We start from the raw sequence: 26,952 nt of genomic DNA on the forward strand, positions 1-26,952 counted from the left end.
ACAACTTATTCTTTTGTAATTATCGGTAAAAAGAATGCTAGAACATTATTATGGCTATGAATTCTTATATAATGATTATAAGGACATAAAAGATTCTATTAGGCAATTAGAAGAAGTAATGCCTAAACTAAGAGATAATACAAAAGCATTACAAGATTTTGAGCTACCTGATAGGCCAATATTTAAAAATATCTTACATGATTTAAGGAAAACTGATGTAATCTTTAGAGAGATACAGCCTACACTAAAGCAATATATAGGACAAAATGGCAATGGGTCCTCTAGAAATTCTATTTCAAGTAGCATCAATAAGGTATGCTCTTTAATTGAAAATTATCAAAAAAAAGCACATGAATATCTCGGAGATTTAATAGACTCATTCTTCAACCTTGATACAGAGGAGGATTATTCTCATCTGTTAGAAGAGTTGCACAATAGTCAAGAATATTTCGATGATGCCAGTTTACTCAGGGATACAGCCCTCAAAATGTGTGATAGCCAATTTAGGGAAGAACATGGTATATCAGAATCAGATGCTGTAAAAATTTTTGCTGGATCAACAGGCCAACTAAGTACATTAGGAGAAGACACTACAGACATAATACAGCAATATAACTTATAGATGGATAGTAGAATAGCTTTCCATGGAAAGGTTGATAATTATTACTTTCTTCCATATAATTGGAGAATATTAGATGCTTTAGCAAACATATTTCATATAAAAACTGATTGCGCTGCTATTTTTATATATAAAGATATACTATATCTCTCTTATAATAGTCAGATTAGACCAAATAATACTGAAGCTCGTAACTCTATAGAACTAATATATCGAGTTATTTCTAGCGGTTTAAATAGAGAATCTTTAACTTTATATCTACTGCTAAATGAGAGTTTTATCAAATTTATTAAGAATCAACACAGATACGAGTGTAAAATTCAGGGAGATGAGGATTTCAAAAATCAATTAGCATTTTTCAAAGAACGGCATGCAGAGCTCATGAATAAATTGAAAACTAATATTACCCAATCTGAAGCTATAGATCCAAGTTGTATGGAAATCAAAGATGCATATTTTGGAATCATTGATTCATTGAAGCAATATAATACTCTTCTTAGGTCAAAGAAGAAAAAAGATATCGAAGTAAAAGAACAAATTTTGCGTCCTATGCAAGATGTCGAAAAGGTTTTATATTCTATGAAAAATGGATACAGTATAGCAGGCTATAGAATACTTGATAATAAAGAAGGCTTGCATGCTGAGTATAACATCACACTTCATTTTCCATTTGTTGATAAAGCTAACAATTACATAGGCGTTACAAAACTTTGCTGTGGATTTTGCCATCAGTATTTAATGTCAAAAGGATACAAACACCGTGGTACTCATGGAGTATGCGATGGAAATTGGGATATGCTTTATTCAAGCCCCCAATTTGAAGACTTTAAAACTAAAGTCTTATTTAAATCGACTAGATTAGATCTCACAAACCAGCCTTTTGAATGGAGAAGATTATCTACAGATAATTTTGAAAAGCTTATAGCTCAATCAGAACAATTAGGTAATCTTGAACAACGAAGTGAATTGCATAAACTTAAGAAAGACCTAGGGCTTAATCCAAGTTGCGGTAAAGCAATATCAGATTTTTTTGATTCCTTAGGCTCGTCAATAAATTACTGCTGCAGCAAATTTTCTAATATGATTTCAAGTCAATATACTGAAGTAAGTGATCCATCCCCAAGTGAGCACAGCCTTTAATTGGGTCAAATGAGACTTAACTTATTTATTACATTATAGGATCAAATAAACTGAGCCTGATTAAAATATAGGAGTAGTTAATGTGAGCCGGAAATTTTTCACGATCAATTAATTAGAGCCAGTTTTTGCGGATAAAAGCGAGCCAGCCTCATTATGAAATCGAGCCGCTACATTTATCCATGTTCACTACCTGTTACAATTTTTCGACGAAATCAGGAGATATTTCAATCAAATTATAACCCAATTTGCCTATCATAAACGTAATTACTTCTCAAGCATGATAGATTAATTGAAGATATAGCATTTTTTATTAGCAAAAACTTCCTTCATCCTTATCAAATTAGGGTTAAAATCTTTTATTATTCCTTACTGCATCAAAAATTGTGAACCTTTTATACAGATATTATACTTTTTATAAATAGTATATATATGATTACTCACACCAGATTTGTATTTGTTTTGATACAAAGATTCTCAAGAATTGCTATTTAGTTAATCTTTATTCTAGGCTTTTTAATAAACTGATTTATTAATTAAAAAAATTATTAATTATGGTTAATTTTATACAATAAGGCACTTGCGTTGGTTGTAAATTAGTATTATATTTACTATATGCTTAAGTAACTAAAAAGAAGTTTATTTATATAAGTATTGTAAAAATATCTTTGAAAAGCAAATTTATAAAAAAATAATTTGCTTAGTTAAAATGTATTCAATATTTATATTTGTTAAAAATGATTTGGTTATAAAGTATGTAAAAACAAATTAATATTAAAATTTATAGATAAGATATATGTCCAGTCCTGAGAATTTTCGCCTTAATAATTTACCACAAATTGCAGCAGAAAACGTATTGACAAATACAGCAGAAGTGATAGCAGAGGGAGCAAGCGCTGTAATACAAAATGCAGTAGATACCGCAGCAGAAGCAGCGGGAGCTGTGGTGCAAAATGCACCAGAAGTAGTAGCAGATGTAGCAGGAAATGTACTAGAAATCGTAATAGCAGACCCAACAGATGCAGTAGAAGCCAATACTATTATAAATAGAATCAGAGAATTTGCTAACTTTAGTCCTAGAGAGTTATTCGATGGATTATTTGGGGAAAATGGGTTTATAAGTAGCCAACCAACATCAGTTAAAATAGCAGCTGCATTAGCTGTTCTTGGTGCTTGTGGTGCAATAGGTATGGTTGCGAAAAGCTTATATACAAAATCTTCTGACGCAGTCGAGGAACAAAATGACGAAGCTTTAGCTTTAGTTTCTGATTCCAATGATGTAGCTTCAGAATTTATTCAAGAAGATGTAAAAGAGCTTGGAGCGTTTAATGTTGAAGCTGAACCAATTCCAGTCCAGTAGTACCAATTGTTTAGGGCGTTAAAGTAAGCTATGGTTTAACACCCCAACAGCAAAAGCAACAGCCAACGCATCGCTTTCATCTGGCGATATCTTAAGTTGGCTTTGCTTCAAAATAATCTTTATCATATAAAAAACCTGATTTTTGTCAGCATGTCCACTACCCGTTACTGTTTTCTTAACAGAATTAGGAGATATTTCACTAAAATTACACCCCAATTTGCCTATCACAGACATAATGGCACCCCTTGCGTGACATAGTTTAATTGATGATGCGGCATTTTTATTGATAAAAACTTCTTCCATCCCTATCAAATTAGGTTTAAAATCATTTATTATTCCTTCTACGCCAGAAATAATGTGAGAAAGTCTCATATACAGCGGCTCAGAAGGCTTGGTCTTAATTAAACCGCTTGCAATGTAATCAATGTTACTGTAATTATTGAAACGAATAACGCCATATCCTACATTATTAATTCCTGGATCGATGCCTAAAATAATCATAAATAAATGTATAAAATGCTGCTTAAAATACTAAAAAAATCTATCTCTAAAAAAAGCTTACAAGGCAAATCTATGCTTTTTGCATTTGCTATTGGGGCTCTGAGTGGAGTTGGCTATGTAGACTTTACAAAGCGCGAGTGGTACAGTCAAGATGCAGATCTTAGGGCAGTCAACGTATGCTTCACTCCTCCTTCAGGATGCTCTGAGCTTATCGCACGGGAAATATCTCACGCTTCAAGCGATATTTATATCCAAGCTTATGGCTTTACTTCACAAAAAATTGTAAACCAAATACTTGCCGCTCACAATAAGGGAGTAAAGGTTAATGTAATGCTTGATAAATCTAATCTTACGGATAGATACTCTAAAATTTCGCAACTAATCGATGCTGGAATTCAAGTGAAGGTTGATAAACTACCAGGAATAGCGCATAATAAAATTATAATTATAGATAAGGCAAAAGTAATTACTGGATCTTTTAATTTTACAAATAACGCTGATCAAAAAAATGCAGAGAATGTTTTGTTGATTCAGGATGCAAATTTGGCAGCTACGTATTTGAAAAATTGGTACGCAAGATATGCTGCAAACTGATATAAAATTTATTGCCGGATTTGCAACTAAAAGGTCCTTAAGAAGCTTTGGCATTCCTGAAATTGCTTTACTTGGTAAATCAAATGTAGGTAAATCATCACTTTTGAACCAATTATGCAACAAGAAAAACCTAGCTCGAGTTTCTAAAACTCCAGGTTGTACACAACAAATAAATTTTTTCTCCGTTGGGGGTAAATTTATTATTACAGATTTGCCGGGATATGGTTTTGCTAAGGTATCTAAAAATATGCAGGATAATTGGCAAGATCTTATTAATTCTTATCTTGCAGATAATAAAAATTTAGTGCAAATTATTTTATTAATAGATGCACGCAGAGGAATTAAGGAAAATGATCTAAGCGTGATGGCACTGATTCATGATTGTGGTAAACAATTTGATCTAGTTTTTACGAAAATAGATAAAATATTAGAATCAGATATGATAAGATTGGAAGAGCAGGTAGCAGAAGTTGCGGATTATTATTCATGCTCTCCACAAGTTTTTTTTACTAGTAACAAAGAAAAGCGCGGTGTACAAAAACTACGAAATTATATCTTCAATACCCTCCCCAAAGCAAGAAACACAGAATAGATCTAAGGTGTTTGAATCTGGGCTTATTAGAGAAATTATCAACAAAAACAGTGATCTTAAGGATGAAATATTGGTCATTAAGCTTCCTGCTGAGATTATTGAAGACGATGGATTATTGGCAAACTTTGTTGATAATATTAAAGTTATAGCAGATAGTGGTGCTGGCATAATTTTGGTGCATGACTATACAAATTTAGTATCATCCACACTTAGTCTTTTCAACATCAGTCAAAAGAAAATTTCTGAGTTTCGAGGCTCTGATCATAAAACCACTCAAATTATTGAAATGGTTCTATCAGGATACGTAAATAAAAAAATAGTATCCTTTTTGTGTAGCAGTAATTGTAAAGCTATAGGTATATCAGGCAAAGATGGTTACTTGATAGAATCGCGTAGATCTGTTGTAGCACAAAAGTCTTGTGATGATGTTATTGATTTTGGATTTATAGGAGAGCCAATTTCAGTTAATGCAGAGATATTATTAAACTTTTTAGATAATAATATTATTACAGTTGTTTCTCCCGTATCTTTTGGATTAAACAAAGTAACACATATACTAGATGCTGATTTAACAGCTGCAATGATTGCGGGAGAACTTAGCGCAAGACATCTAATCTTCCTAACTTCCTTAGGTAAGCTTTCTGTGTCAGGTGAAGGCCTAAAAATTTGCACTTTATCCAAGTTGCACAGGCTTCATCAACAAAATGCTATCAACAAGGAATACGACAAAATTATCCAGGCTTCAAAAAGAGCCTTGGAAAATAATACAAAATATATTCATATTAGCCCTTCAAAGGAATACGATTCTACCTTACTGACAATATTTACGGATAGTCATTCAACAAAAGTGATATTGTAGCTATAGAAGCAGCACGCTTGTTAAACTTTTTTAGATATTGTATAGTTAAATTAAGGTTTTGTTAATGTTGCTACAGAACTGAAAATTAATAGGTAATGCCTATGTTTTTTGTTATCACCGAACCTGGTCAGTTAGATTCTAAAAGACAAAAACTTTTAAAAGAAGTAGCTGAAAAATATGATAAAGATCAAGCAGAGCTACTAAATCAAATACCTTTTTTATGGCGTTTAATAGATGGCGTTAGATCAATTTTGCTTGGAGCTAATCAGGAAAACGATTTAAAACAAAATTCTATTGGTGGATGTCTAAAAACATATGATGAACTCAAAGGGAAAGCGAGTTTTGAAGAGATAGTTAAAATTCAGTTACAAAAAGAGATTGACAATAATCCTAATTTTCTTAATGAATTAAAAAAATTATCAGACCACCCTTTGAGCAAGAATGTAATTCAACAATGCTTGACTACGCCTTTAGAAGAGTTAATCAACTTTGAAACAAGAAAGGTTAAGTTAGATAAGGCATCTAAAGATATCGCTCAAAATCTTCCTGAACAAAGCCAAACGCGGATAGGAGATGCGATACAAAACCCAGATTTACGTTCTGAGGTGGAGAATATAAAAGATCAAATTGCTCAATTAAAATATGCTCATGAAGCTCAGCAAGAAGCAATGGAGGCTAAACTTACTGGAGCTAGTGAAGAAGTGAGTGAGGACGTTCTGTAGCATATCTTAATGCTAAAAAGATGGTTAAAGTGATTTTTCCAAAGCAAGATAGTAATAACTTTTAGTTTTATGGGGTATCTAAGGCTTGATCTAATCATCAAGCCGCAAAACCCATCTTGTTTCTTATAAAAATATTAAAACAATTATCAAGTTGATCATTCAGGACAAAACACATCTTTCATGACCTACTGCAACTTACGAGCTAAGGCTCCCTCAAGAACTCTTATCGACCTTTATATTTGAATGAGCAAGTTTTAGCACGCAAATTTAATATTACAAAACTACACCAAAAAGTACTACGCGCAAAAGAAGATGAACAATAGACAGCTTTTATTAAAGACAATCCCCCTAGGAAGTTATAATCCAATATTTGGTAAACTTGATAATTCCTCCATTTCATAGCTTTATCCTACATGAAATATTATCGCATACTTTGTTAACATTGCTTAGAAGAAACACAAGAAGAACTTTATCTATTTCCAACCCTTAAAGTTTTTTAGCAAACTATTGAGAATAGCATAAAGTTTATCTTGTCAATAAAAAATACATAAATTGCTAGTAAGTTCAAAAATAATGTTGTATTATTACAATAAATTTATCCTTAAATAGTTCATGAATTATTAATAATAAAGTAAGAATATCCTCTAAAATGGAGATAATTTAATGAAGGCTTTTTTAAGTAAATTAAGTATATATCATTTATAACCTAAACCTTATAATTATGAAGCTAAATGAATTGACCTACCAAGAGTTACTACAACCCGCCATAGAAAATGTTCAAACTGCTCAGATTAAAAGAAACAGCATCAACTGGGATTCTTATAATTATATTGTTAAAGTTTTGCGAGAAGTAAATACACGCGATGTATGGAAATGTTGGTTTGGCTCTGGAACTAAAATGAAAGAATTTGATGAACTTAGACATAATACAAGACAATTTTATAATGATGTAGATGCTAGTAACCATGCATTAAAAAATGCTCTGAGCTGCTTGCTAGATATTCTAGAATCAATTGATAACAAGGTAAGAGATTCTATAGAAGGTTTAAAAAATGATGCAGAATTTGAAGCCTTATTAAGGCAAGCGGACCAACAAACTCAAGAAGGTGAAGCAATTCGGAATAAACTATCTAAAAAATATTTTCAGTATCATGAAGAGATAAAAATACCTGTTAGAAATGGATTTTGGGGATTATTCAAAAATGAGGTCAGAGAGATAGTAGAGCGCTATGATGACCAAGGATATAATAAATGCTTATCCAGGACTAATGCTATTACCAATGGCCGAAAATTAAACTATGAAACCATATCGGATAAATGGGGAGATTATAAGTTTGGCAGGGGTGATTATAAGGGCGCTAGTTCGAGATATGCTGAAGGAAGCAAGTTTGGAAATCAAAATTTAAAAGCAAAATCTTTAAATGCAGAAGCATTAACCATGCAAAATAAGGGTCCAGCGGGACAAAGGAACGAAACGCGCAATAGACTAAAATAATTACAAGGTTATTAGACTAAAATCGCAATGAAGGCTTCAATATAAGTTTTTAAGCTTATTTTAATAGGCTAAGAGAGGTTTTATTCCTAAATCATAAGAAAACATAGCAGTGCAATAAAAATATGCGTAAAACTAGAAAATGATTCATTTACCGAAGTTACGGCATGTTTTTTGACTAAATTTGGTAGGTAATACGATACCTTCTTTCCTGCTACTCTCTCAAGATATAACAGAAATCCTATTGCGCGTTTCGTTCCTTTGTCCCGCTGGACCCTATAAACTCATTTCTACACTATTGACGGGTAGTACGTCCGAAAGATGGTAATTTTAGAGTTTGATTGGTACGATAAGGTGTTATATCTAACCCACCACGCCTTGTAAATTTTGCATACACATTAAGGAAAGTAGGTTTTAAGATTGTTAATAAGTCTGCATATATGTGTTCAACACAATGTTCATGAAATGAATTATGATTTCGATATGATATAAGGTATTTGAGCAGTCCTTCGTGATCTATTTTATGGCCTTCATATTCTATAAAAAGCGTTGCCCAATCTGCTTGATGAGTTACTAAGCAATTTGCTTTGAATAGGTCTGTGTAAACCTTTTCTTTTACTAATGTATCACTTTTTTTTAGATAAGATGTATCAACCTTTTTTTCGTAGTTTATTTCTACATCTAAATCATCTAAATATATTCCGTCATATTCTAGGAATTCAAACTTGTCTTTTACGCTGAATAGTGTGACATCTACATCTGATGAGGAAGCCTTTGATAAATCACCTTTAATTATATTTTGTAACGTCTGCATATTCTCTACATTAAAATTATTAAGAGAGTTTAAATATAATTTAAGAGATTTGGATTCAACGATATTTTCAGAATTAGCATCAAAAATAAATCTACCTAAAGCTACCTGAGGCTTGCCTTTAGGGTTAAGCCAAGAAATTTCATAAGCATACCAAATGTCTACACCTTTAAATTCTATTTTATTAGCAAATTCAGCTCTTTGTCCGCTTCTTGATATAGGAAATAATATTGCAGGATTATAAGATTCTGGGGCGTCAACTTTTTTACCAAGGATAGATAGATCAAGAGACATAAATTTTAAATATAGAATTTAGAGTTAATAAATAATAACTACAGTTATAATAACTAGTTTTGTTAAAATTTTCAATAAGGAAAGCATAGGATCTACTTTTTTAAAGGTAAAACAAAGGATATTATAGCACCTTTTTTAGAATTATTTTCAGCGTATATCTTACCTTTATGAAGCTTAATAATATGCTCACATATTGCAAGCCCGAGGCCTTTGCCGCCTGACATATTTTTGGTGCGTGAGCTTTGAATAAATGGACCAAAAATATCAAACAGTTCTTCTTCAGGGATACCTACACCTTCATCTACAACGGCACATTTGATACCTTTGGTACTACCTATATTTTCTTTAGATAGGACTATTTCTATTGTTCCGTTAGGTGTAAATTCAACCGCATTTTTGAGCAAATTGATTAATACCTGAACTATCTTGTCTTTATCACATTTTACTCTTGTATCTTTAATGTTAGATTTGGAATAAAATTGTATGTCTTTATCGCCTAAATAAAGTCTCGTAAATTGATCTGTAGTTTCATTTATTAGCTCTTGAAGATCAACTGTTTGATATTTTAGTTTAACATTATCATTAGTGAGTTCTGATAAATCAAGTATATTATCCATATAGCCTCTAATGCGCTCATAAGCTTTTTCCAATGCTTCAATAGACTCTCTTTTTTCTTGATTGCTTGAAGTTTCCAAATGTTCTTTTAAGTCGTTTAGATAAGCTCCAACGTGATGTATAGGAGTTCTGATTTCATGATTGACGTTATTAATAAATTCTTGGCGTATAATCATGTGTTTGAGTAGCTGCTGAGACATATGGCTCATTTCTTTTGACTGGAGTGATAGTAGTTCCTTGTTTTGAATATTAGCTTCTTGATGGGGTTTCAAAAAAGCTACCAAAATACTACTTATTAGCAATAGACAGAAAACTAGATAAAACTGAATATCTACAATATTGAGGTAATCTAAATTTAGGAATATTTTTACAAATACAAGGCTTCCAGTAAAACCTATTAAAAGCATTAATAATGCTGCTTGCCAACTAAAAAGAATTAAGATAGCCGTGATGTTAAGGAAAAATATAGCAGTTTGAATTTGTGAGCTATTACTAACTGAAAAAAATATGCCGTTCATGAAAATATTGATATAGAAAGTAGCAGCAGTCCAAAAAATTGCCACAAAGGTATGTTTTTTAAAAGTGTCCGGCCAAAGAGGATAAATTAACAGGTAGGATGCAAAAGTCAAAACACTAATGTAACAACCCGCTATGATGCTATTATAAAACAACTCACTAGAGCGCATAGAAATCATAGTGATGATGGTCGATATTATTGCGAATAGACCGAAAAAAAAGAATATTTCTATTTTCTTTGGGGTATAAGCTTTACAAAAATTTATAAAGCTAAAGCTTTTGATTCCATACCAGATTCTATACCAGAACCTCTTTCTGCTATCCACAATTGCTTTATAAGTTCTTTGATCTTTTATACCAACCCATCCTCTCTCCTGATTCGTAAGGTAATGTGTGCCAAACAAAAAGATGAGGTTGGCAATAATGCCTGGCATAATGCTATCTCCAGAAGATTTAGAAAAAAATATTTTCCATGTAATTATAGTAATTATTGTCCCATACATAGCTGTTAAAACTGATTTTTCTGAGCTTCTGAAACCAAAAACGGCTAAAATAAAAGGAATGCTGATTACAGGTAAATATAATCCAGCAAATGATAGTATTAAGTTAAAAATAGTATCAATTTTGATAGCAAAAAATACTGCTATAACGCCGGACATAACAGCTGCAATTCGAGCTACTAAAAGTTCATTGTTTGCCCATTTGAAGCCTAAAGGCTTGCATAAATCATGCGCAAACATTATAGATATAGAGTTAATTAGTGAATCAGCGGTAGACATGATCATAGCCATTATTCCTACACTAATGATTCCTTTAAATCCAGGAAAATAAGCATAATGGCTAATAATGTAGCTTACCAAGCCATCGGGCTTTAGCCTCGGATTATCGCTTAATATAAATATTCCAATTATGACTACAATAGATTGAATTAAAAAACAAATTAATCCAGCAACCTTGAAGGATCTCATGGCTTGATTTATGCTGCGTGCCATTGAAATTCTTTGAAAATTTTCTGGTCCAAATTTGGGAATTAAAAAAAACAGAGAAACTCCTAACATTTCGTAAAGTTTAGGATTCTTTAAATCAAAAATAGCACGATAGTCAAAAAGAGGACTAGTTGTTAAGGTATCCCATACTATATCAATGTTTCTTTCTCCTAAAGATTGCCAAGCAATAATGGCTATTGCAGGCATCAAGCAGCCAAATGTTAAAAATTGAATAAAATCAGTAAAAGTGACTGATCTAATACCTCCTAAAGTAGAGTAAATTAAAACTATTAAGGCACTCCAAACTGTAGCGTAATAACCAGAAGCACCAAAGAGAAGCTCTAATATTTGGGATGAAACCTTGAAGTTTACACCTAAATAGCAAATCGATCTAATGAGTCCGAATATTACGGTAATTATTCTAGTTTTTTGGCCAAACATCTCCCCCATGCTTTCAGCTACTGATAATTTACCCAAAAATTCACCCATACGAGGGGCAAAGACATATCCCATTAATACTAGAACTAAGGAATTCATAGAAGCTGGAATGAGGTAATAAAGCCCTTGCCTATAAGTTTCTATTAAATTATGAGAAAAGAAACCTGCACCTATCCATGTAGCAATTATAGTTGCTACCATTGTTGGAGTGGAAAAATCTCTATTTCCAATAGCATATTCTGATATATTGCTTATTCTAGTGCTACTTATTAAGCCTAAAATTAAGCTCAAAACTAGAAAAGAAGAAAAGAGAAATAAATCGAGAGTCATATTTTAATTATCTAAATAAACAATCTTAATTTTACTGTAATTTTAAACTAAGTCCAAAACAGCTCATTTTTGCTGAGTTATATCTATAGGCTCAGTAGAGGAATTTTAGGACAAGGTGTTCCCTTTACGTTTTTGTAGTTGTCACTATGCCCACATTTATGATAGAATTGTTGATAAATTCTCAATAAATCAATAGAGTTAAAATTAATAAGCTCTTTAAACTCTCAAACAGGAGAGCTTATAAGCCAAATTACATCGTAATATAGACATAGTGACTACTACAAAGTCTAAAAGGAACACCTTGTCCTAAAAATACTCTATACACACAGATAGCCTATTAATAGCTGCTATGCGTAAGTTAGTGCATATAATCTATGGTGTTTTGAAGAACAAAATTTATTTTAATCCTAATTTTATAAAATTTGGCACAAAAATAATTGAAAAAGCTATTGCCATTTAACACGGTATCTCAGAAATTTCCGATTTTTAGTTGGACATAGATTTTTTTATGCTGGATATAGGCCTAACGGCATGATACGTGCGAAAAATCACTACAACGCATTATACGAATAATCAAGATTACGTGAAATATATCGATGATATAGTATTGGAAGGTATTTATTATGTGATTATACGCACAATAACCCCTTGAGATAGAGTACCATTTTAGTTCGTATAATCTGATATGGTGATTTCTCCCACGTATCACGCCACTAGGCCTTATTAATTTTAATAGTTTTTAAAATTGATAAAGAAGTTATTCTAACTTTAAAGTCTCATTTATGACCTTTATAGTAAAATTTATTTGGTCATAACTTATATCTCGATGGGTAATAGCTCTAATCTTATCCTTTATCCTAAGCATTCTAATTCCATACCTTAGTAATACATCAATAAAATTATCAAGTGGTAATTTGGTATCTTTTAAACCAAAGTAGATTATGTTTGTCTCATACAGACTTTTATCGATATCAATTTTTGCTATTTTATCCAAAGCATTAGACAGATATTTTGCTTTATCATGATCTTCCTGCAATAAGTAGATATTATTTTTGAGACCATAAAGGCACCCAGCAGCTATAATTCCTGCCTGATGCATCCCTCCTCCTATTTGAAATTTATAATACCATGCTTTTTCTATGAACTCTTTGCTTCCTACGAGTACCGCCCCCATGGGAGCACCTAAACCTTTACTAAAATCAACAAATGCAGAATCAAACAATTTCACATATTCTTTAGGCTTAATATTTGTATGAGCGCATGCGTTAAATAACCGCGCACCATCTAAATGCATGTATACATTATTAGCCTTGCATAATTTTGCAATATCTTGGATATATTCTATTGGCCATATTGCTCCGCCACCAAAATTTGTTGTCTGCTCAATAGATACAATTCGTGTTCTAGGAATGTTTCTTAAATGAGGACGAGTTATATATTCTTCAATTTGCTCTAGCTTAAAAATTCCACGTTCTCCTTTGATAGGTAAACTATTAGCATTGGCTTGAGCGGCTATTAATCCAGACTGCACAACTAATGAATGAGATGTTTCATCTAATACTATGTAATCTCCTGGCACCTCTACTTGGGCTTTATATGCAATTACATTACACATAGTACCGGAGGGTAAAAATATTCCTGCCTCCTTGCCAAGCAAGTTACATACCTCTGACACTAATTCATTTACAGTAGGATCTTCACCGGCTACCTCATTGCCTACTTTTGCATTTGCCATTGCCTCACGCATCCCTCTTGAAGGGTCCGTATTAGTATCACTAAAAAAATCTATGTCTATTTTCATTAGTTAATTGCTAAATTTATTTACTACCACTTCTATAATTTCTGCTGATTTTTCTATATCATTTTTAGTTATTCCCATATGCACAACCGCTCTAATGTGCCCTTCTAACCATGGGAATAAAAGTAAACCATATTTTTGACATTCTGTTATAAAATCATCATTTGTTACGTTTAAACTTTTTATACTAAAAGCAAGTATATTTGTTTCTGGGTAAGGATATATCAGACTTATTTGAGGTAATGTTTTTATTTTATCAGCCAGCAACTTAGCTAAGTCATTATCATCTTTTAGCCTTGATATATTATTCTCTAAAGCATACTTGGCTGCAGCTCCGTAGTAGCCTATCTGATGGTAACCGCTACCAAGCCATACTTGCATAGTTCTTGCTTTTTCTATTATCTGCTTTTTGCCAAGCAACATTGAACCGAAAGGCGCTCCTAATCCTTTTGAAAAACAACAACTCATCGTATCTGTATACTTTGCATACTCAGATAGTGGTACTTTACTTTCTACATGGGCATTAAATATCCTTGCTCCATCTAGATGCAAGTTAATTCCTCTATTTTTCAAGTAATGATATAGTTGTATTTGTTCGTCTATTGGATAAATTTTTCCATTAAATCCATTTATACTATTTTCTATAGTTACCAGCTTTACCTGCGAAAAAATTTTATACCTTGGTTTTGATTCTATAGACTTTTGAACGTCATATATATTTAAAATACCACTATCATTATGAATGCAGTTAAATACAATACTATTTACTTTAGCATTTCCTGCGCTATCAAAAAAATTAATATGATAATTATAATGTGTTATTACTTCATCTCCGGGAGAAGTTTGAGAACTAATTGCAGCTCGATTGGCAAACATTCCGCTGGTAACAAATAACGCATCTTCCACCTGAAATAAGTCTTTGCAATAATCAACTAGTTCATTAGCCGATATATCTTCACCATAAGCATAATCTCCAGCTTGAGCATGATACATTGAATCTTTAATGGACTGGTTTGGTTTTGTTACGGTATCACTTCTCAGATCTATGAGCTTATTTTTTTTCATAAAGTTAATATTTTAAAATATCATCTGTTTGAGCATTCCAAAGTTTGCGATATAAACCAGGCATTTTTATTAATTCATGATGCGGACCGTCTTGCAAAATTTTACCTTTATCAAATACTAAAATCCTGTCCATATGTAATAAAGTCGAAAGCCTATGGGCAATAACTATTGCTGTTTTTTGTTCCATCAGCTTGAATAAGCTTGCTTGCATCGCTTTCTCAGTTATAGAATCTAGTTGATTAGTGGCTTCATCAAGAATAAGTATAGGAGCATTCTTTAAAAATGCTCGAGCGATACTTATCCTTTGTCGCTCCCCACCTGATAATTTGAATCCCTTTTCTCCAACAATTGTATTATATCCATCAGGCAGTCTATTGATAAACGGATCAATCCCCGCAAGCTTTGATGCTTCAACAATTTCTTGTGGATTTGCATCTGGCTTTCCATATAGTATGTTTTCTAGGATGGTATCATGAAATAGTATTAAATCTTGTGGAACAACTGATATTTTATCTCTTATAGAATCTTGCCGAACGTCAGAAATAAATTGATCATCAATACTTATTCTTCCAGACTTTACCTCGAAGAGCTTTAATATCAAATTAACAAAACTAGATTTTCCAGCACCTGTATAACCTACAAGTCCGACTTTTTCTTTTGGATTTATAGAAACTGATAAATCATTAAAAAGTAAATCCTTAGAGTTGTATGAAAAAGTTACATTTTCGAAGCTGATTTTGCCATTTTGAACTATAAGATTTTTTGCATCTTTTTTATCTTTGATTTCTGGATTAACAAAAATAGTTGCAATAGCATTTTGAACCTTACCATAGTGGTCAGAAAATTTTGTTAAATCATTGGTAAGTTGGTTTAAAAAGTCAACAATCGCTATATTAAGACCGATTACTAAAGCAAAATCTCCTATCGTCACTCCACCTGATTGAAACCCCTGAATCAAAAAATAAATACTAAATATCTCTAATAAATTAAAAGAATAGCCATACGTAAACCAAACCCAAAAATATGCTGTATTCAGATTTTTTTCAGCCCGTAACTTTTTTTGGCAATGTCTAAATAATTTTAGTCTTTCATACAGTTTATTATTAAACAACTTGATCGAAATAATATTCAACAAACTATCAGCAGCAATAGCATTTACCTTAGCACTGCTGGCAGATTCATTATCAGCAAGACCTGCCAATTTGGGAAAAAAGTAAACTGCTGCTGCAATAAAAATGATTGCCCATATCGAAGTTGCAACTGCAAACTTTATATTTACTAAAGCTAAAGTGTATATAGATATAATGAGAGCTACAATACATGCAAAAAAACGACCTATAATAAGTTTGATTATTTCTATGATGCTTTCTGTAAGATTATTTAACTTATATGCTAAATCGCCAGTAAAATTTTTTTGGTAATATGCGTGGTCGTGGTTGAGCAACTTGGTATAACATTTGTCAAATATTTTTTGTCTTAACAAAGGACACATTTTAATATCTATAAAATAGCCATAAATTCTAAATATAGTCGTTAGTAATAAAGCCATAAAAACATATAAGACTGCCGGTACTAGTAAAGCCTCTATCAAATTATCGCTGTTTTGATATTTTACTGCTGTATCTAGCATGTTTTTTATAAGATATTTTCTAAAAGAGATATCAAATGCCCAAACTAAAGCCGTTATAAACATAAGAAGGATGTTTATCCTGAAATTAGATAACAACCCAATAATAAAATTTATTGGTTTTGTGGAATTATTTGATGCGGTCGTATTCACGAATATTTTAAATTTTTACTAATTTAATTTTTTTATTAAGGATAGAAAGAAGGGAGTGCCACAAATTTTTATATACTAGCCCCGAAATATTTCCAGCATCATGCAAATCACAAGCTTTGTTGAGTATATTTAGCTTCTTTAAATCTTTGATTGCCACGACACTATCTATCCCCCCAAAATTATTATTTGCAGTTAAAATTTCTATCCATAACATTATTAAAGCTTCTTTATTTAGTATTTTTGGCTTTATATCAAATAATGATAATGATTCTTTCAGTATTTGGTTAGTTAATTCTCCACAATTAAACATACCAAAATTTGTTGGTTTGATATCCGGAATCTGAGGAAAATCTTTTCCTTCTGTAACCCATCTCGTAACGTATGCAAACCTATCTTTACGAGCACGGTTTTCATCACTTCCATGCCATAATTTTGAATCAAATATGATAGCATCTCCCTGATTAACAGTTATTGACCTTGTATTTTGATTATTAACATTATGTTCATCAATAAAATATGGTGACCAAAAATCTGCAGCTGTCTCTACCTGTTTTTTATGACTACCCCCTATTACTCGTAGTGGTGCAGAATCTTTACAAACATCGTTCAGAGAAACCCATAATGAAAAATGGTATGGATCTTTTGGGCTATACGAAATATCTTGATGAAATGGTATAGGATCAGTGATATCTGAAGTTTTACATATTACATTGCTTTTCTTGAAAGTAATTTTTGACCGTAATAAATTTTCAAGATACTCCTTGATTTTATCATCAAGCATAAAGGATACACTCCTGGTAATTGGAGATTTAGTAGCCCATCTGCCGGTACAACTTAAATAGTCTTCTTTTGTGACTCCCAGTTCATTTGACGCTTTAACGATACTATCCTTTATTAGTGTTAGACATTCTTTTACCTGGCTTGCAGAAAGCAAATTCCTTACAACAAGGAAACCATCTTTTTCTAAAAGGTCCATCACTTTTTCCTGATATCAATTACAGATAAATAACTTGTTAAAGGCAAAATATCACTTATTGAAAAATCACCAACTTGTTCCAAAATATTCTCCCAATTTATCCTAGTTCTTAGTTTTCCACCAGCTTCCACCATGATATTCATATCCACAATGCCCCCCATTGGTTTGCACTCTTCTATTACAGTCTCCACAAGTAAGATGCGTGAGACTTTAGTATTTTTTAAGGCTTTAAAGTAGGATAGTACTTTATTATCATCATAATGTTGAAGAAAGCGGGTAAATATAACCAAATCACATTCTTTGGTCGAATCATTTTCTTCTCTAATAACTACATCAAAATTTCTTACTAACTGAGCTGGTAATTTGGGTTCATTGTGGTAACTAATGGAATTAATATTTTTAGACTTCAAAATATCAACAAGGACTAATGAATGTACGCCAAACAATAATACCTTGGTCTTTTGATTAATGTCTATTTTTTTTGCAAATTCTGTTATATCAAGAGCAGTATATCCAAGTAATGCTTGATAAAATTCTGTTTTTATATCCTCATTGTTCTCATTTTCTTTAAATGAAAGAAAAGACTGTATTGGCTCTTGTTTAAGTAACTCTGGAATTTTCAGCCAGTTTTCTTGTGTAATTACCTTCCCCCACATCTTTGCGGCTTTAATCATAAAGGTGTTATCAATCAAAAACTGCCCTTTATCTGCTAATTGCCAAATATCATTTTTGCCGTCATAACTAATGAAATTTATTTCCCATAATGCTCTTAAAAATCTATGTAAGTTTTCTTGATTCACTTTCAATTTTTTTCCTAAGGATACTGTATTTGCAGGCAATAATTGTAATACTCCCATTTGGCTAGCAGCATTGATTAGATACGTATGCCAAAAACCGACTAACTCTCTAGAAATTTTGTGCATTTGTGAAATGGTATCTGGAGTATGTATTACATGTTTTATGTTACCCGTAATATCAATTTGCCCAAGCCTCTCATCAAAAGTTTCTACTTTTGCATACCCATTATAAAATGGTTCTACCATTTTGTATCTATGATCATAAATTTGCTCTCCTTTAATATCGATATGAAACCATCCGTTATTATCTTCAGCATTTGCATACCCTTTGTGAAAAATCCCTAGTTTTTTATACCATTTATTATGTATGAAATGACCTTTATAATTGATATGAGTAGCTTGCCTATTTTTATACACTACCGCAATACCATCTTTAAAATCTCCAACATAATCATACTCTTCTAAGTAAAGTCTATTACCCGCAAGGTCAATATGGAAAAATTTATCCCCTTGTCTTACTACGCATTTATCTTCTTGATAATTTCCAATCCAGTCATACGAACCACGATAAGTTCTATTCCCCTCTAGATCAATGTGATAATATTTTCCTTTATCCATTACTGCTGCCCTATCGCAATAAAAACCAAAAGTTTTATCAAATCTTTGTTTATATATAGCGATTCCATCAAGATTAATATGATACCCACCGGATTGATCATGAACTGGTGCAATTCCTGGATGATGAAATTTTTCTACATCAATAAATCTTGGATTATACAAAGGCAGGCCACCTAGTTTATGAAATGTTCTACATTCAGAAATTTCTATGTGATTTAGATGTTTAAATTTATTTAACTCATCAGGGGTTTTCTCATATTGCATGTTTTGCATAAATCGTAATTTAAATAGTTTTTTTGCAGATTTTTATACAGTCCGCCTTGCCATATTTCTTCTAATTTTGCTTCATTAACATTACCAAAATTTCCTAATTGCTTTCTTAATTCATCCGGAGCGCAGCAAGGACTAAATTTTCCTTCAGGGTTTATCCAAGCTTCTTTTCCTAAAAATGGACATGCCCCTCCTGGAGCTAAATCTTCTACCGCTTCAGATTCAAGTATGGTAAAATTTTCTAACTTTATTTTTTTACCATTAGGTAGTAGCATGTTATCTCTTAATGCGTATATTTTTTCTACTTCCGCGTTCCACCTTTTAATTGCATCAGGGTTTCTTCTCATGGATAAATTCTTTATCTCGTCAAAGTGAGCCCATAAATGATGCCCCTTTACTCTATCTATACCAAGGTCAATTGCCATCTTTGTTAGATCATATATCTCATGAAGATTTGTCTCTAAAAATGTTAGTTGAAGAGTTATGCTACATGTTTTTCCAGTATTATTAAAATAATTATCTCGAACGTTTAAAAAAGTTTTTAAATTCTCGATAACATCTTCCCATTTTGAGCCTAGCATAATTTTTTCATGAGTCTCTTTTGTAGCTCCATTCCATGAAATCTTTATATCTGATAAAACTGGAACCAATAGTTCAGCCCATTTTTTTGCTCCCTTGATCACAAATGAGCCATTTGTAGTTAGGTTTAACTTTAACCCAAATTCATGACACAAATTGATAATTTCATCAAAATTTTTATACATTAAAGGTTCTCCCATAGTAGATGGAATAATTTCTCTAAGAGGAGTGCCAGCAGCTTCTTCTATAACCTTCCTAATCGTTTCTATTGGCATCATTTTAGGCTTAATGCCTTTAGCTTTGTTATCTGCTTTTACTTTGCTATAAGGTGAGAAACATTCGCACATTACACATGCATAATTACAATAATCTGGATTGGTATCGAATGTTATCCTCCAAGGACCTGGCTTTAGAGTGATTGGGATATTGCGTAATTTTGCAAGATCTTTGTAAATTTTTTCTACTTCTCTAACATGGGACTCTATTGAGGGTATTTGTCCGTCATCAGAATAAAGATATCCATTTTCTGTAAGCTTTTTGTATAAAGCAGTATCTTGCGTGAGTAATTTCATTTTTGCTGATAGGCTCATAAAATCACGATGCTCAAATAACAAACCATTCACACCATCTTTTACGTATTCAGCCATACCTCCATAATTAGAGGTTATTACAGGAACTCTTACTTGTTGTGCTTCATGTATTACTAACGGCGAATTTTCTGCCCAAATAGAAGGAACTACGATTGCATCTACTTTATTAAAAACATCTTCAACTATATTTTCATTTCTATACCCCCCCATCCATTCCACATCACTTTTTGCTTTACCAGGCAACTGATCTACTACTTCCATTAATTCTTTGGTTTCAGGCCTTTGCACTCCCCATATCCTGAGTCTTGCATTAATATCGCCATGAAAAAATGCTTTTAGTAACAAATCTATACCTTTTTCTGGAGTATGAGTACCTATGTAGCCAAAAACAAATTCAGACCCGAGCTTACGTTGCCTATTTTTAAGGCGATTTAAATTAAATCCATAATCAAGGTATGAAATTTTTTCCTTTAGAACAGAAAAATCTTGAATGAATTTCTTTAGTAAAAAATCTGATGGAGCAATAAAATGATCTATATTATTTACAACTTGTTTTGTATATTTCATTCTACCAGCTATCCAATTTTCCCAATAAGTTAAATCTGATTCTGCTAAATCATTATCCCCTGTAAAGTATCCGCTATAACATTGCTGTGCGCATTTTTTATTTTCTTGTCCATCACATAATGCTAGTATCTGCTTTGAATTACGTTGAATAAACCTGCCTCTAGCACAAATAAGCCAAAAATCATGTAGAGTATAGACTGACGGAATATTTAAGCTAGATGTAATAGAAGGCAAATTTAGAGAAAGGTGATTAAGGTGACCGAAATGAACTAAATCTGGTTTAAATTCTTCTATTATCTTTTTAAACCTTTCATTTACTTCTTTATTAAGGAATTTATATCGATACTTAGTTAATGGGATATTAATTAGATGCAATAAGATCCTTGGGTCAAGATAATCTAGTACTTTACTATAATTAAAATCTGGTAAAAAGCTATTTTCATGCCGTGCAAAAACTTGAACTTCATGGTTATCTGCTAGACCATGAGCTAGAAGTTGGCTATAAACTTCTGAACCCGCACTATAATAAGGCGGGTAACCATGAATAACTTTTAATATCTTCATATATTTCCATTTCTACATTATATGGGCAATTACGATCTTCATTCTGAATATTTAAGACAAATTTTTCTATACCTTCTTCTAATGAATGCTTTGGCTTCCAACCAAGCAATTTTTGCGCATTACTAAAATCACCATAAAAACTAGTTACATCAAAATTTCTCGGCAGTCTGTAATCAATTGAAGATTTACTGTCAGTTATTTTCAAAATGATCTTTACTAGTTCTTCTAAACTACAACCTCGACAGCCTGTAAAATGAATTGGTAACTCAATTTTTTGCAAATTTCGCATCTTTTTTACCGTCAATAATATTCCCTCTACGACATCCTCTATATAGGTAAAATCAAACACACATTCTTTACCATCAATTCTTATTGTATCATTATTCAAAGCATTTATGCACAAAGCAGGTATCACCCTATCATTGTGATCAAGGAGACCGCCATAAACATTTGAAAAACGTAAAATTAGGGTATTAAAGCCTTGAGTGCCTAATGCTTTTACCGCATTTTCAATCTCAACCTTACCTTTTGCATATACATTAACTGGATTGAAATTGGCGCTTTCTACAACGGGTAAGTTATCTTGATTTCCATATACTTCCCTGCTACTACCGTAAATAAGCCATGGCTTATGGGAAAGCTTTTCATAAAATTTAAGGAATTTTTTTGTACCATCCACATTCACCTGCTTGCAAAGTTCTGGATATTGTTCTCCATGAATAACTCTTGCAATTGCTGCTAGATGGATAATTCCTGTACATTTATTAAGTACGGGTCTAATTTCTTCCGAAAAAAAACTTAAAGGATTATTTACAAACCTAATATCGCAATCTATTACCTCATATCCATTACTCCTTAACTTTTGTGTTAAAGCGCTACCAATTAAGCCAGCAGATCCAGTAACTAATATTTTATCCATAAAATTTTAATAAGACTTAAATCTAGTTCCAATTTAATTCTATAGTGCGAGTTTTTCTTTATCAATCAATTTTACACTCAACTCAGTTTTGCTATTTTGATTTTATTACAAACAAAAACAGAATCTTAGCGAATAGACTAAGAAATTCCAAAGCTTTTTATAGGATTAGTTGAGTACTATATACCTCTTATGTACTCAAATAGAAGGGATTGAATCATTATACATGTTTGTACATCTAAAAGTATGTTAATATTAACAATGCTTGTTACTTTTTATTGATAGTTATGATATCAACAATATTTTTTGCCGTATGGATAAACAACACTTTTGATGCTTCTTTTAAGCGTTCAAAATATACATCTGCTTTTTTTTGAAAATTTGCAATCTCATATCCTAAAGGAGTATTTTGTGAGGCAACAAAATATTTTAAACCATCATGTTCTTCTGCTATAGCTTGCCAAGAATAATTGCTATCAAATGCAATAAATCTTAAGCGGTATAACTTACCTTTGGAAATATTCTTGTTCAGATATTCAAATATTACATCAAATATTTTTTGTTCAATTATAGTTGAAGCAACTAAAGGATCTGTTATCAGATTAACTAGATTATTTTGGAGTTTGGAGTATCTGTTTTGTACTTCTAAAGACTTAACAGCTAAAGAGATCGCCCTCTCCTCCCCTATTATGATGACCTTCTCTTTCGCTCTGGTCAAAGCTGTATAAAGTAGTCTTCGTTTAAGCATAATAAAATGCTCCATACAAAGTGTTAGTATTACTACCTTGTATTCAGATCCTTGAGACTTATGGACGGTGTTTGCATAAGATAAGGTGAGTTGATCTAATTCGTTAAAGTCATAATGAATAATCTGGCCTTCAAAATTTACTTTAATGCCTTGGTTTTCTTGGTCTATATTGCAAATAATCCCTACATCACCGTTATAAATATCTTTAGTATAATTATTAACTATCTGCATAACCTTATCGCCCAAAAGAAAAGCATGACCATGCCTTGTAATTTTGATATTAGATTTATTTAAGGATTTCTGTAGTAGTTGATTCAAAGCTATGACTCCTGTCTCTCCTTTTTGCATAGGAGCAATGACTTGGATATCTCTTAGAGGGTCAAAGTTTTTCTTAAGCCTTTCTATGCAGGATATTATGTACCTATTTATATCGCTTGAAGCTCTAATAAAGTAAAAGTCATCTGCATTTTGTAAGTCAGGCATTTGACCATTATTGATTTTATGAGCGTTAGTTATAATCTTACTTGTTTGAGCTTGTCTGAAAATTTTATCTAACGTAACAACGGATAAGACTTTCGACTCAATGATATCTTGTAACACCTTACCTGGACCTATAGGTGGTAGTTGATTCGCATCGCCTACTAGAACTAGTCTTTTTATTTCTTCCATAGATTTGCAAACGGCAAACATGATATTGATGTTTACCATGGACATTTCATCTATGATAAGTACGTCACATTTGAGGTTAGAATATGTACATCCTGGGAACGAGATACCTAGCAGCCTATGAATTGTTTGGGCTCCTACACCTGATACTTGAGACATACGTTTAGCAGCCTTTCCTGTTGGAGCGCATAAAGAGACCTTGAGGTTGTGCTTTTTTAGTATTCTGATTAAGCTATTTAAGATAGTTGTCTTACCAGTACCAGGTCCTCCAGTAATGACAACCACATTGTTATCTATAGCGCTCTTAATTGCTTCTTTTTGCTTATCAGCTAAAATAATTTTCAGATCTTGTTCTACAAAATTGATGCTTTCTTCGAAATCAATATTTAAAGGAATATGTGCTTTATGTAAGTCTATAAGTTTTTGAGCGATAGCTTTTTCTGAATGAAATAAATAACTCAAAGAATATGCAGGCAGATCATTTAATTTGACTTCAACAATCATTTTATCTTCTTGGACTAGAGATAGCAGGGTTGTTTCTATTAGTCCTTTAGGTAAGTTAAGTAATATACTTGCATCTTTGAGTAAATTTGTTTTAGGTACAGCAGAGCTACCTTGATTACTGTAGTCTTGTAAGACATAAGTAATACCTGCTTTGACTCTGAAAGGTGAAGTAAGCTCAATATCAAGACTTTGGGCAATCTTATCTGCTGTAGCAAAGCCAATGCCACTAACTTCTTGAGATAAAATATAAGGATTTTCTTTGATTTGACTTACTGCATCTTGGCCATATTTACGATATATTCTAATAGCTAAAGAACTTCCGATCCCACTTGAATGAAGAAACAGCATTAGATCTTTGATAACTTTTTGTTCTTGCCAGCTATCTTGAATGCTTTTAAGTCTTTTGGCTCCTATCCCCCTCACCTGACCTAGTCTAGTTACATCTTCATTGATAATTGCAATTGTATCTTCCTTAAAAGTATTGACAATAAGGTCAGCATAATGCTCGCCGATACCATAAATCATGCCTGATGCTAAGTACTTCTTTATACCTGCTATGTCCGATGGAAGATTGGTCTTTATGAACGTTGAGCTAAATTGTCTGCCGTAAGTTTTATCGAGCTTCCATGAACCAATCGCTTCAATTACCTCGCCAGGATTAACTGGTCCTAGGGATCCAACAACAGTAACAGGTTTGGATATTCCTTTGACCTTTACCTCTAAAACGTTATATCCGTTTTCAGTATTTGTATAAATTACCCGGTCTACAGTTCCCACTACTCTTTCAAAGTGAGTATTTTGTTTTGTATCTAAGTTACTTGTCATAGATACCATTTTTGCATTTTTGAAAGCTTGAGTACAAATACTATTTTAAGATAGAAATATTTGATTTTTTTTACGAAATTTGCAGCTCTTCCTAATGTTTTATACGAAACAATATTTGCTTTTTTCTATCGCAATCCTAAAAATAGTTGATTTATATAATTAATAGTATATTATATACTTTAGGTGTCGTTTAATAACACTTAAATCATATAGTATGTTTAGAGAATATTTAGATCATTTACTTTCAAAAGGTCAAAGTAGCTTTACCTTCCAAGAAATCACCAATGATTTAAATTTATCAATTAATAGTACAAAATCAGGCTTATATCGCTTAAAAAATAAAGGACAAATTATTACTCCAGCTAAGGGGTTATATGTAATTGTGCCTCCAGAACGGATACATCAAGGATGTATACCAGCTGAAGAACTAATACCTATACTTATGAAGTATTTAAGACTAGATTACTATGTAAGTCTTCTTTCTGCTGGGTTGTTTCACGGAGCAACTCATCAAAAACCTAATTGTTTTCAGGTTGTTACTAATAAACAAATAAAACATCCTCTCAAATTTGGGGTAGTAAAATTAGAAATGATATACAAAAAGCATCTAAGCAATTTGCCTTTGCAGGATTTTACTGTCCGTACTGGTTATTTAAAGGTTGCAAGTCCAGAATTAGTTATATTCGATCTGTTTCAGTATACTAGCAAAAGCGGAGGATTAAACCATATAGCTACTGTTCTGAGTGAGCTAATACTCGCTGTTGATCCTGTGAAACTTATAGAGTTAGCGAATCAAATAGGACAAAAAGCTTGGCTACAGCGATTAGGGTTTATTCTAGAGCAGATAGAAAGCATGGAAGAAGATAAAAAGTTAAAAGTAATAGAGGTTTTAGAGAAATATCTTGATGATAAAACTACTTCCTTCATACCTATAGCAAAGGAAATTACTACTATTGGCTATCCTCGTATAGCTAAATGGAAAATTATCGCAAACACAACTATTGAAAGTGATTTATGATTTCAGAAGATTTTATTAAAAACTGGCTAGTAAATACTAATTGGCAAACAGATAATCAAGCTGAGCAAGATTTGATAATATCAAGAGCTCTTGTTTGTCTTTATAACGATAATGATATTAGAAATAATCTTGTTTTTCGAGGGGGTACAGCTTTAAATAAGTTATTTTTGAAACCACCAGCAAGATATAGTGAGGATATAGATTTTGTTCAGCTAAAACCTGGACCAATTGGTCTTATTATTGATAAAATTCGCGCACTCTTAAACCCTTGGCTTAGTAGTATGAAATGGAAAATTACAGAACGAGGTGCTAAGCTTATTTACCCTTATCAAAGCGTTGATGGTTCAATTGCAAAACTTAAAATAGAAATTAATACTACGGAGCATTTTCAAGTATTACCTTTGCAATTTGAACCATTTTCTTTTAAATCTAATTGGTTTGAGGGAGCTTGCGAAATTATTACTTATCAATTAGTAGAATTGATGGCAACTAAGCTCAGAGCTCTTTATCAAAGAAGGAAAGGAAGAGACTTATTCGATATATGGTATGTTTTTAAAGATAACTTGGTAGATATTGGGCAAGTACTAGATATCTTTCAAAGATATTGCTTTAAAGATGGGATAATAATATCAAAAGAGCTATTCTTAAAAAATATGGAACTTAAAAAATTAAATGAAGACTTTAGAGTAGATATGAAAACTCTTTTACCTCTTAATATTAAATGGGATTTTGAAGTTAGTTTCAACTTTGTGATAAATAAGATTATAGACAATATCTAATCTGATTAACTATAATTAATAGGAGG

The 26,952-nt window shown here is 32.1% G+C and carries 21 protein-coding genes; 10 read left to right on the plus strand and 11 right to left on the minus strand.

Annotated features, from left to right (window positions below; genetic code table 11):
• Nucleotides 1-34 precede the first annotated feature (34 nt).
• The 3 genes from phytr_RS04840 (at nt 35) to phytr_RS04850 (ending at nt 3,116) form a co-directional block, all read left to right on the plus strand.
• Complete coding sequence (locus tag phytr_RS04840; RefSeq protein ID WP_106874747.1) at nt 35-622, plus strand: hypothetical protein; 588 nt, start codon at nt 35-37, stop codon at nt 620-622.
• Nucleotides 623-1,759, plus strand: a complete 1,137-nt coding sequence (locus tag phytr_RS04845; protein WP_106874748.1) for a hypothetical protein — start codon at nt 623-625, stop codon at nt 1,757-1,759. It begins immediately after the preceding gene.
• Nucleotides 1,760-2,552: 793 nt separating this feature from the next.
• Complete coding sequence (locus phytr_RS04850; protein WP_106874749.1) at nt 2,553-3,116, plus strand: hypothetical protein; 564 nt, start codon at nt 2,553-2,555, stop codon at nt 3,114-3,116.
• An 18-nt stretch (nt 3,117-3,134) separates the two neighbouring features.
• Here the strand turns inward: phytr_RS04850 and ruvC are convergent, their stop codons facing one another.
• On the minus strand, nt 3,135-3,617 hold the full coding sequence (gene ruvC / locus phytr_RS04855) for a crossover junction endodeoxyribonuclease RuvC (protein ID WP_106874750.1): 483 nt from the start codon (nt 3,615-3,617) through the stop codon (nt 3,135-3,137).
• Between the two features lie 6 nt (nt 3,618-3,623).
• Here ruvC and phytr_RS04860 point away from each other — a divergent pair, with 6 nt between their 5' ends.
• The 5 genes from phytr_RS04860 to phytr_RS04880 all read left to right on the plus strand — a co-directional run bounded on the left by phytr_RS04860 (nt 3,624) and on the right by phytr_RS04880 (nt 7,879).
• Nucleotides 3,624-4,211: a phospholipase D family nuclease gene (locus phytr_RS04860; protein WP_234352484.1), complete on the plus strand. Its 588-nt coding sequence runs from the start codon at nt 3,624-3,626 to the stop codon at nt 4,209-4,211.
• The gene (yihA, locus tag phytr_RS04865; RefSeq protein ID WP_106874751.1) at nt 4,198-4,803 is read left to right on the plus strand and encodes a ribosome biogenesis GTP-binding protein YihA/YsxC; all 606 of its coding nucleotides are present in this window, start codon (nt 4,198-4,200) and stop codon (nt 4,801-4,803) included. Before phytr_RS04860 ends, yihA begins: the two co-directional genes overlap by 14 nt.
• Nucleotides 4,742-5,662, plus strand: coding sequence for an acetylglutamate kinase (locus phytr_RS04870; RefSeq protein ID WP_158706872.1), 921 nt, complete (start codon nt 4,742-4,744; stop codon nt 5,660-5,662). The genes yihA and phytr_RS04870 overlap by 62 nt, the downstream gene beginning before the upstream one ends.
• A 101-nt stretch (nt 5,663-5,763) precedes the next feature.
• Nucleotides 5,764-6,384, plus strand: a complete 621-nt coding sequence (locus tag phytr_RS04875) for a hypothetical protein (protein ID WP_106874753.1) — start codon at nt 5,764-5,766, stop codon at nt 6,382-6,384.
• A gap of 721 nt (nt 6,385-7,105) precedes the next feature.
• Complete coding sequence (locus tag phytr_RS04880) at nt 7,106-7,879, plus strand: hypothetical protein (RefSeq protein WP_106874754.1); 774 nt, start codon at nt 7,106-7,108, stop codon at nt 7,877-7,879.
• Nucleotides 7,880-8,171: 292 nt separating this feature from the next.
• Here phytr_RS04880 and queF read toward each other — a convergent pair whose 3' ends face one another.
• The 10 genes from queF to recD2 form a co-directional block, all read right to left on the minus strand.
• Complete coding sequence (gene queF, locus phytr_RS04885; protein ID WP_106874755.1) at nt 8,172-8,981, minus strand: NADPH-dependent 7-cyano-7-deazaguanine reductase QueF; 810 nt, start codon at nt 8,979-8,981, stop codon at nt 8,172-8,174.
• Nucleotides 8,982-9,073: 92 nt separating this feature from the next.
• Entirely contained in the window at nt 9,074-11,866 is a 2,793-nt protein-coding gene (locus tag phytr_RS04890) for a sodium:solute symporter family transporter (RefSeq protein ID WP_106874756.1), read from the minus strand.
• A 757-nt stretch (nt 11,867-12,623) separates the two neighbouring features.
• Nucleotides 12,624-13,667 (minus strand): threonine aldolase family protein, encoded by a 1,044-nt coding sequence (locus phytr_RS04895; RefSeq protein WP_106874757.1) that lies wholly within the window; start codon nt 13,665-13,667, stop codon nt 12,624-12,626.
• A gap of 3 nt (nt 13,668-13,670) precedes the next feature.
• Nucleotides 13,671-14,729 (minus strand): threonine aldolase family protein, encoded by a 1,059-nt coding sequence (locus tag phytr_RS04900; RefSeq protein ID WP_106874758.1) that lies wholly within the window; start codon nt 14,727-14,729, stop codon nt 13,671-13,673.
• Nucleotides 14,730-14,733: 4 nt separating this feature from the next.
• Nucleotides 14,734-16,422: an ABC transporter ATP-binding protein gene (locus phytr_RS04905; RefSeq protein WP_106874759.1), complete on the minus strand. Its 1,689-nt coding sequence runs from the start codon at nt 16,420-16,422 to the stop codon at nt 14,734-14,736.
• A gap of 94 nt (nt 16,423-16,516) precedes the next feature.
• On the minus strand, nt 16,517-17,485 hold the full coding sequence (locus tag phytr_RS04910; RefSeq protein ID WP_106874760.1) for a phytanoyl-CoA dioxygenase family protein: 969 nt from the start codon (nt 17,483-17,485) through the stop codon (nt 16,517-16,519).
• Nucleotides 17,485-19,173: a WG repeat-containing protein gene (locus phytr_RS04915; protein ID WP_106874761.1), complete on the minus strand. Its 1,689-nt coding sequence runs from the start codon at nt 19,171-19,173 to the stop codon at nt 17,485-17,487. The genes phytr_RS04910 and phytr_RS04915 overlap by 1 nt, the downstream gene beginning before the upstream one ends.
• Entirely contained in the window at nt 19,134-21,470 is a 2,337-nt protein-coding gene (locus tag phytr_RS04920; RefSeq protein WP_106874762.1) for a glycosyltransferase, read from the minus strand. Before phytr_RS04920 ends, phytr_RS04915 begins: the two co-directional genes overlap by 40 nt.
• On the minus strand, nt 21,427-22,389 hold the full coding sequence (locus phytr_RS04925) for an NAD-dependent epimerase/dehydratase family protein (protein ID WP_106874763.1): 963 nt from the start codon (nt 22,387-22,389) through the stop codon (nt 21,427-21,429). The genes phytr_RS04920 and phytr_RS04925 overlap by 44 nt, the downstream gene beginning before the upstream one ends.
• 265 nt (nt 22,390-22,654) lie before the next feature.
• Nucleotides 22,655-25,129, minus strand: coding sequence for an SF1B family DNA helicase RecD2 (gene recD2, locus phytr_RS04930; protein WP_158706873.1), 2,475 nt, complete (start codon nt 25,127-25,129; stop codon nt 22,655-22,657).
• Between the two features lie 214 nt (nt 25,130-25,343).
• Between recD2 and phytr_RS04935 the strand changes: the two genes are divergently transcribed.
• The gene (locus phytr_RS04935) at nt 25,344-26,147 is read left to right on the plus strand and encodes a type IV toxin-antitoxin system AbiEi family antitoxin domain-containing protein (RefSeq protein ID WP_106874765.1); all 804 of its coding nucleotides are present in this window, start codon (nt 25,344-25,346) and stop codon (nt 26,145-26,147) included.
• Nucleotides 26,144-26,926, plus strand: a complete 783-nt coding sequence (locus phytr_RS04940) for a nucleotidyl transferase AbiEii/AbiGii toxin family protein (RefSeq protein WP_106874766.1) — start codon at nt 26,144-26,146, stop codon at nt 26,924-26,926. Before phytr_RS04935 ends, phytr_RS04940 begins: the two co-directional genes overlap by 4 nt.
• Nucleotides 26,927-26,952: the final 26 nt, after the last annotated feature.

This window comes from Candidatus Phycorickettsia trachydisci (genome assembly GCF_003015145.1).
Taxonomy (GTDB): Bacteria; Pseudomonadota; Alphaproteobacteria; order Rickettsiales; family Rickettsiaceae; genus Phycorickettsia; species Phycorickettsia trachydisci.

Excerpts from the sequence above, each read along its gene's own strand:
- phytr_RS04910 (WP_106874760.1), bottom strand. The coding sequence starts at position 17,485 with ATGGACCTTTTAGAAAAAGATGGTTTCCTTGTTGTAAGGAATTTGCTT.
- phytr_RS04880 (WP_106874754.1), top strand. The coding sequence starts at position 7,106 with ATGAAGCTAAATGAATTGACCTACCAAGAGTTACTACAACCCGCCATA.
- phytr_RS04940 (WP_106874766.1), top strand. The coding sequence starts at position 26,144 with ATGATTTCAGAAGATTTTATTAAAAACTGGCTAGTAAATACTAATTGG.
- queF (WP_106874755.1), bottom strand. The coding sequence starts at position 8,981 with ATGTCTCTTGATCTATCTATCCTTGGTAAAAAAGTTGACGCCCCAGAA.
- phytr_RS04845 (WP_106874748.1), top strand. The coding sequence starts at position 623 with ATGGATAGTAGAATAGCTTTCCATGGAAAGGTTGATAATTATTACTTT.
- ruvC (WP_106874750.1), bottom strand. The coding sequence starts at position 3,617 with ATGATTATTTTAGGCATCGATCCAGGAATTAATAATGTAGGATATGGC.
- phytr_RS04935 (WP_106874765.1), top strand. The coding sequence starts at position 25,344 with ATGTTTAGAGAATATTTAGATCATTTACTTTCAAAAGGTCAAAGTAGC.
- phytr_RS04895 (WP_106874757.1), bottom strand. The coding sequence starts at position 13,667 with ATGAAAATAGACATAGATTTTTTTAGTGATACTAATACGGACCCTTCA.
- yihA (WP_106874751.1), top strand. The coding sequence starts at position 4,198 with ATGCTGCAAACTGATATAAAATTTATTGCCGGATTTGCAACTAAAAGG.
- phytr_RS04900 (WP_106874758.1), bottom strand. The coding sequence starts at position 14,729 with ATGAAAAAAAATAAGCTCATAGATCTGAGAAGTGATACCGTAACAAAA.
- phytr_RS04840 (WP_106874747.1), top strand. The coding sequence starts at position 35 with ATGCTAGAACATTATTATGGCTATGAATTCTTATATAATGATTATAAG.
- phytr_RS04925 (WP_106874763.1), bottom strand. The coding sequence starts at position 22,389 with ATGGATAAAATATTAGTTACTGGATCTGCTGGCTTAATTGGTAGCGCT.
- phytr_RS04860 (WP_234352484.1), top strand. The coding sequence starts at position 3,624 with ATGTATAAAATGCTGCTTAAAATACTAAAAAAATCTATCTCTAAAAAA.
- phytr_RS04915 (WP_106874761.1), bottom strand. The coding sequence starts at position 19,173 with ATGCAAAACATGCAATATGAGAAAACCCCTGATGAGTTAAATAAATTT.
- phytr_RS04875 (WP_106874753.1), top strand. The coding sequence starts at position 5,764 with ATGTTTTTTGTTATCACCGAACCTGGTCAGTTAGATTCTAAAAGACAA.
- phytr_RS04920 (WP_106874762.1), bottom strand. The coding sequence starts at position 21,470 with ATGAAGATATTAAAAGTTATTCATGGTTACCCGCCTTATTATAGTGCG.
- phytr_RS04850 (WP_106874749.1), top strand. The coding sequence starts at position 2,553 with ATGTCCAGTCCTGAGAATTTTCGCCTTAATAATTTACCACAAATTGCA.
- phytr_RS04890 (WP_106874756.1), bottom strand. The coding sequence starts at position 11,866 with ATGACTCTCGATTTATTTCTCTTTTCTTCTTTTCTAGTTTTGAGCTTA.
- phytr_RS04905 (WP_106874759.1), bottom strand. The coding sequence starts at position 16,422 with ATGTTTATAACGGCTTTAGTTTGGGCATTTGATATCTCTTTTAGAAAA.
- recD2 (WP_158706873.1), bottom strand. The coding sequence starts at position 25,129 with ATGACAAGTAACTTAGATACAAAACAAAATACTCACTTTGAAAGAGTA.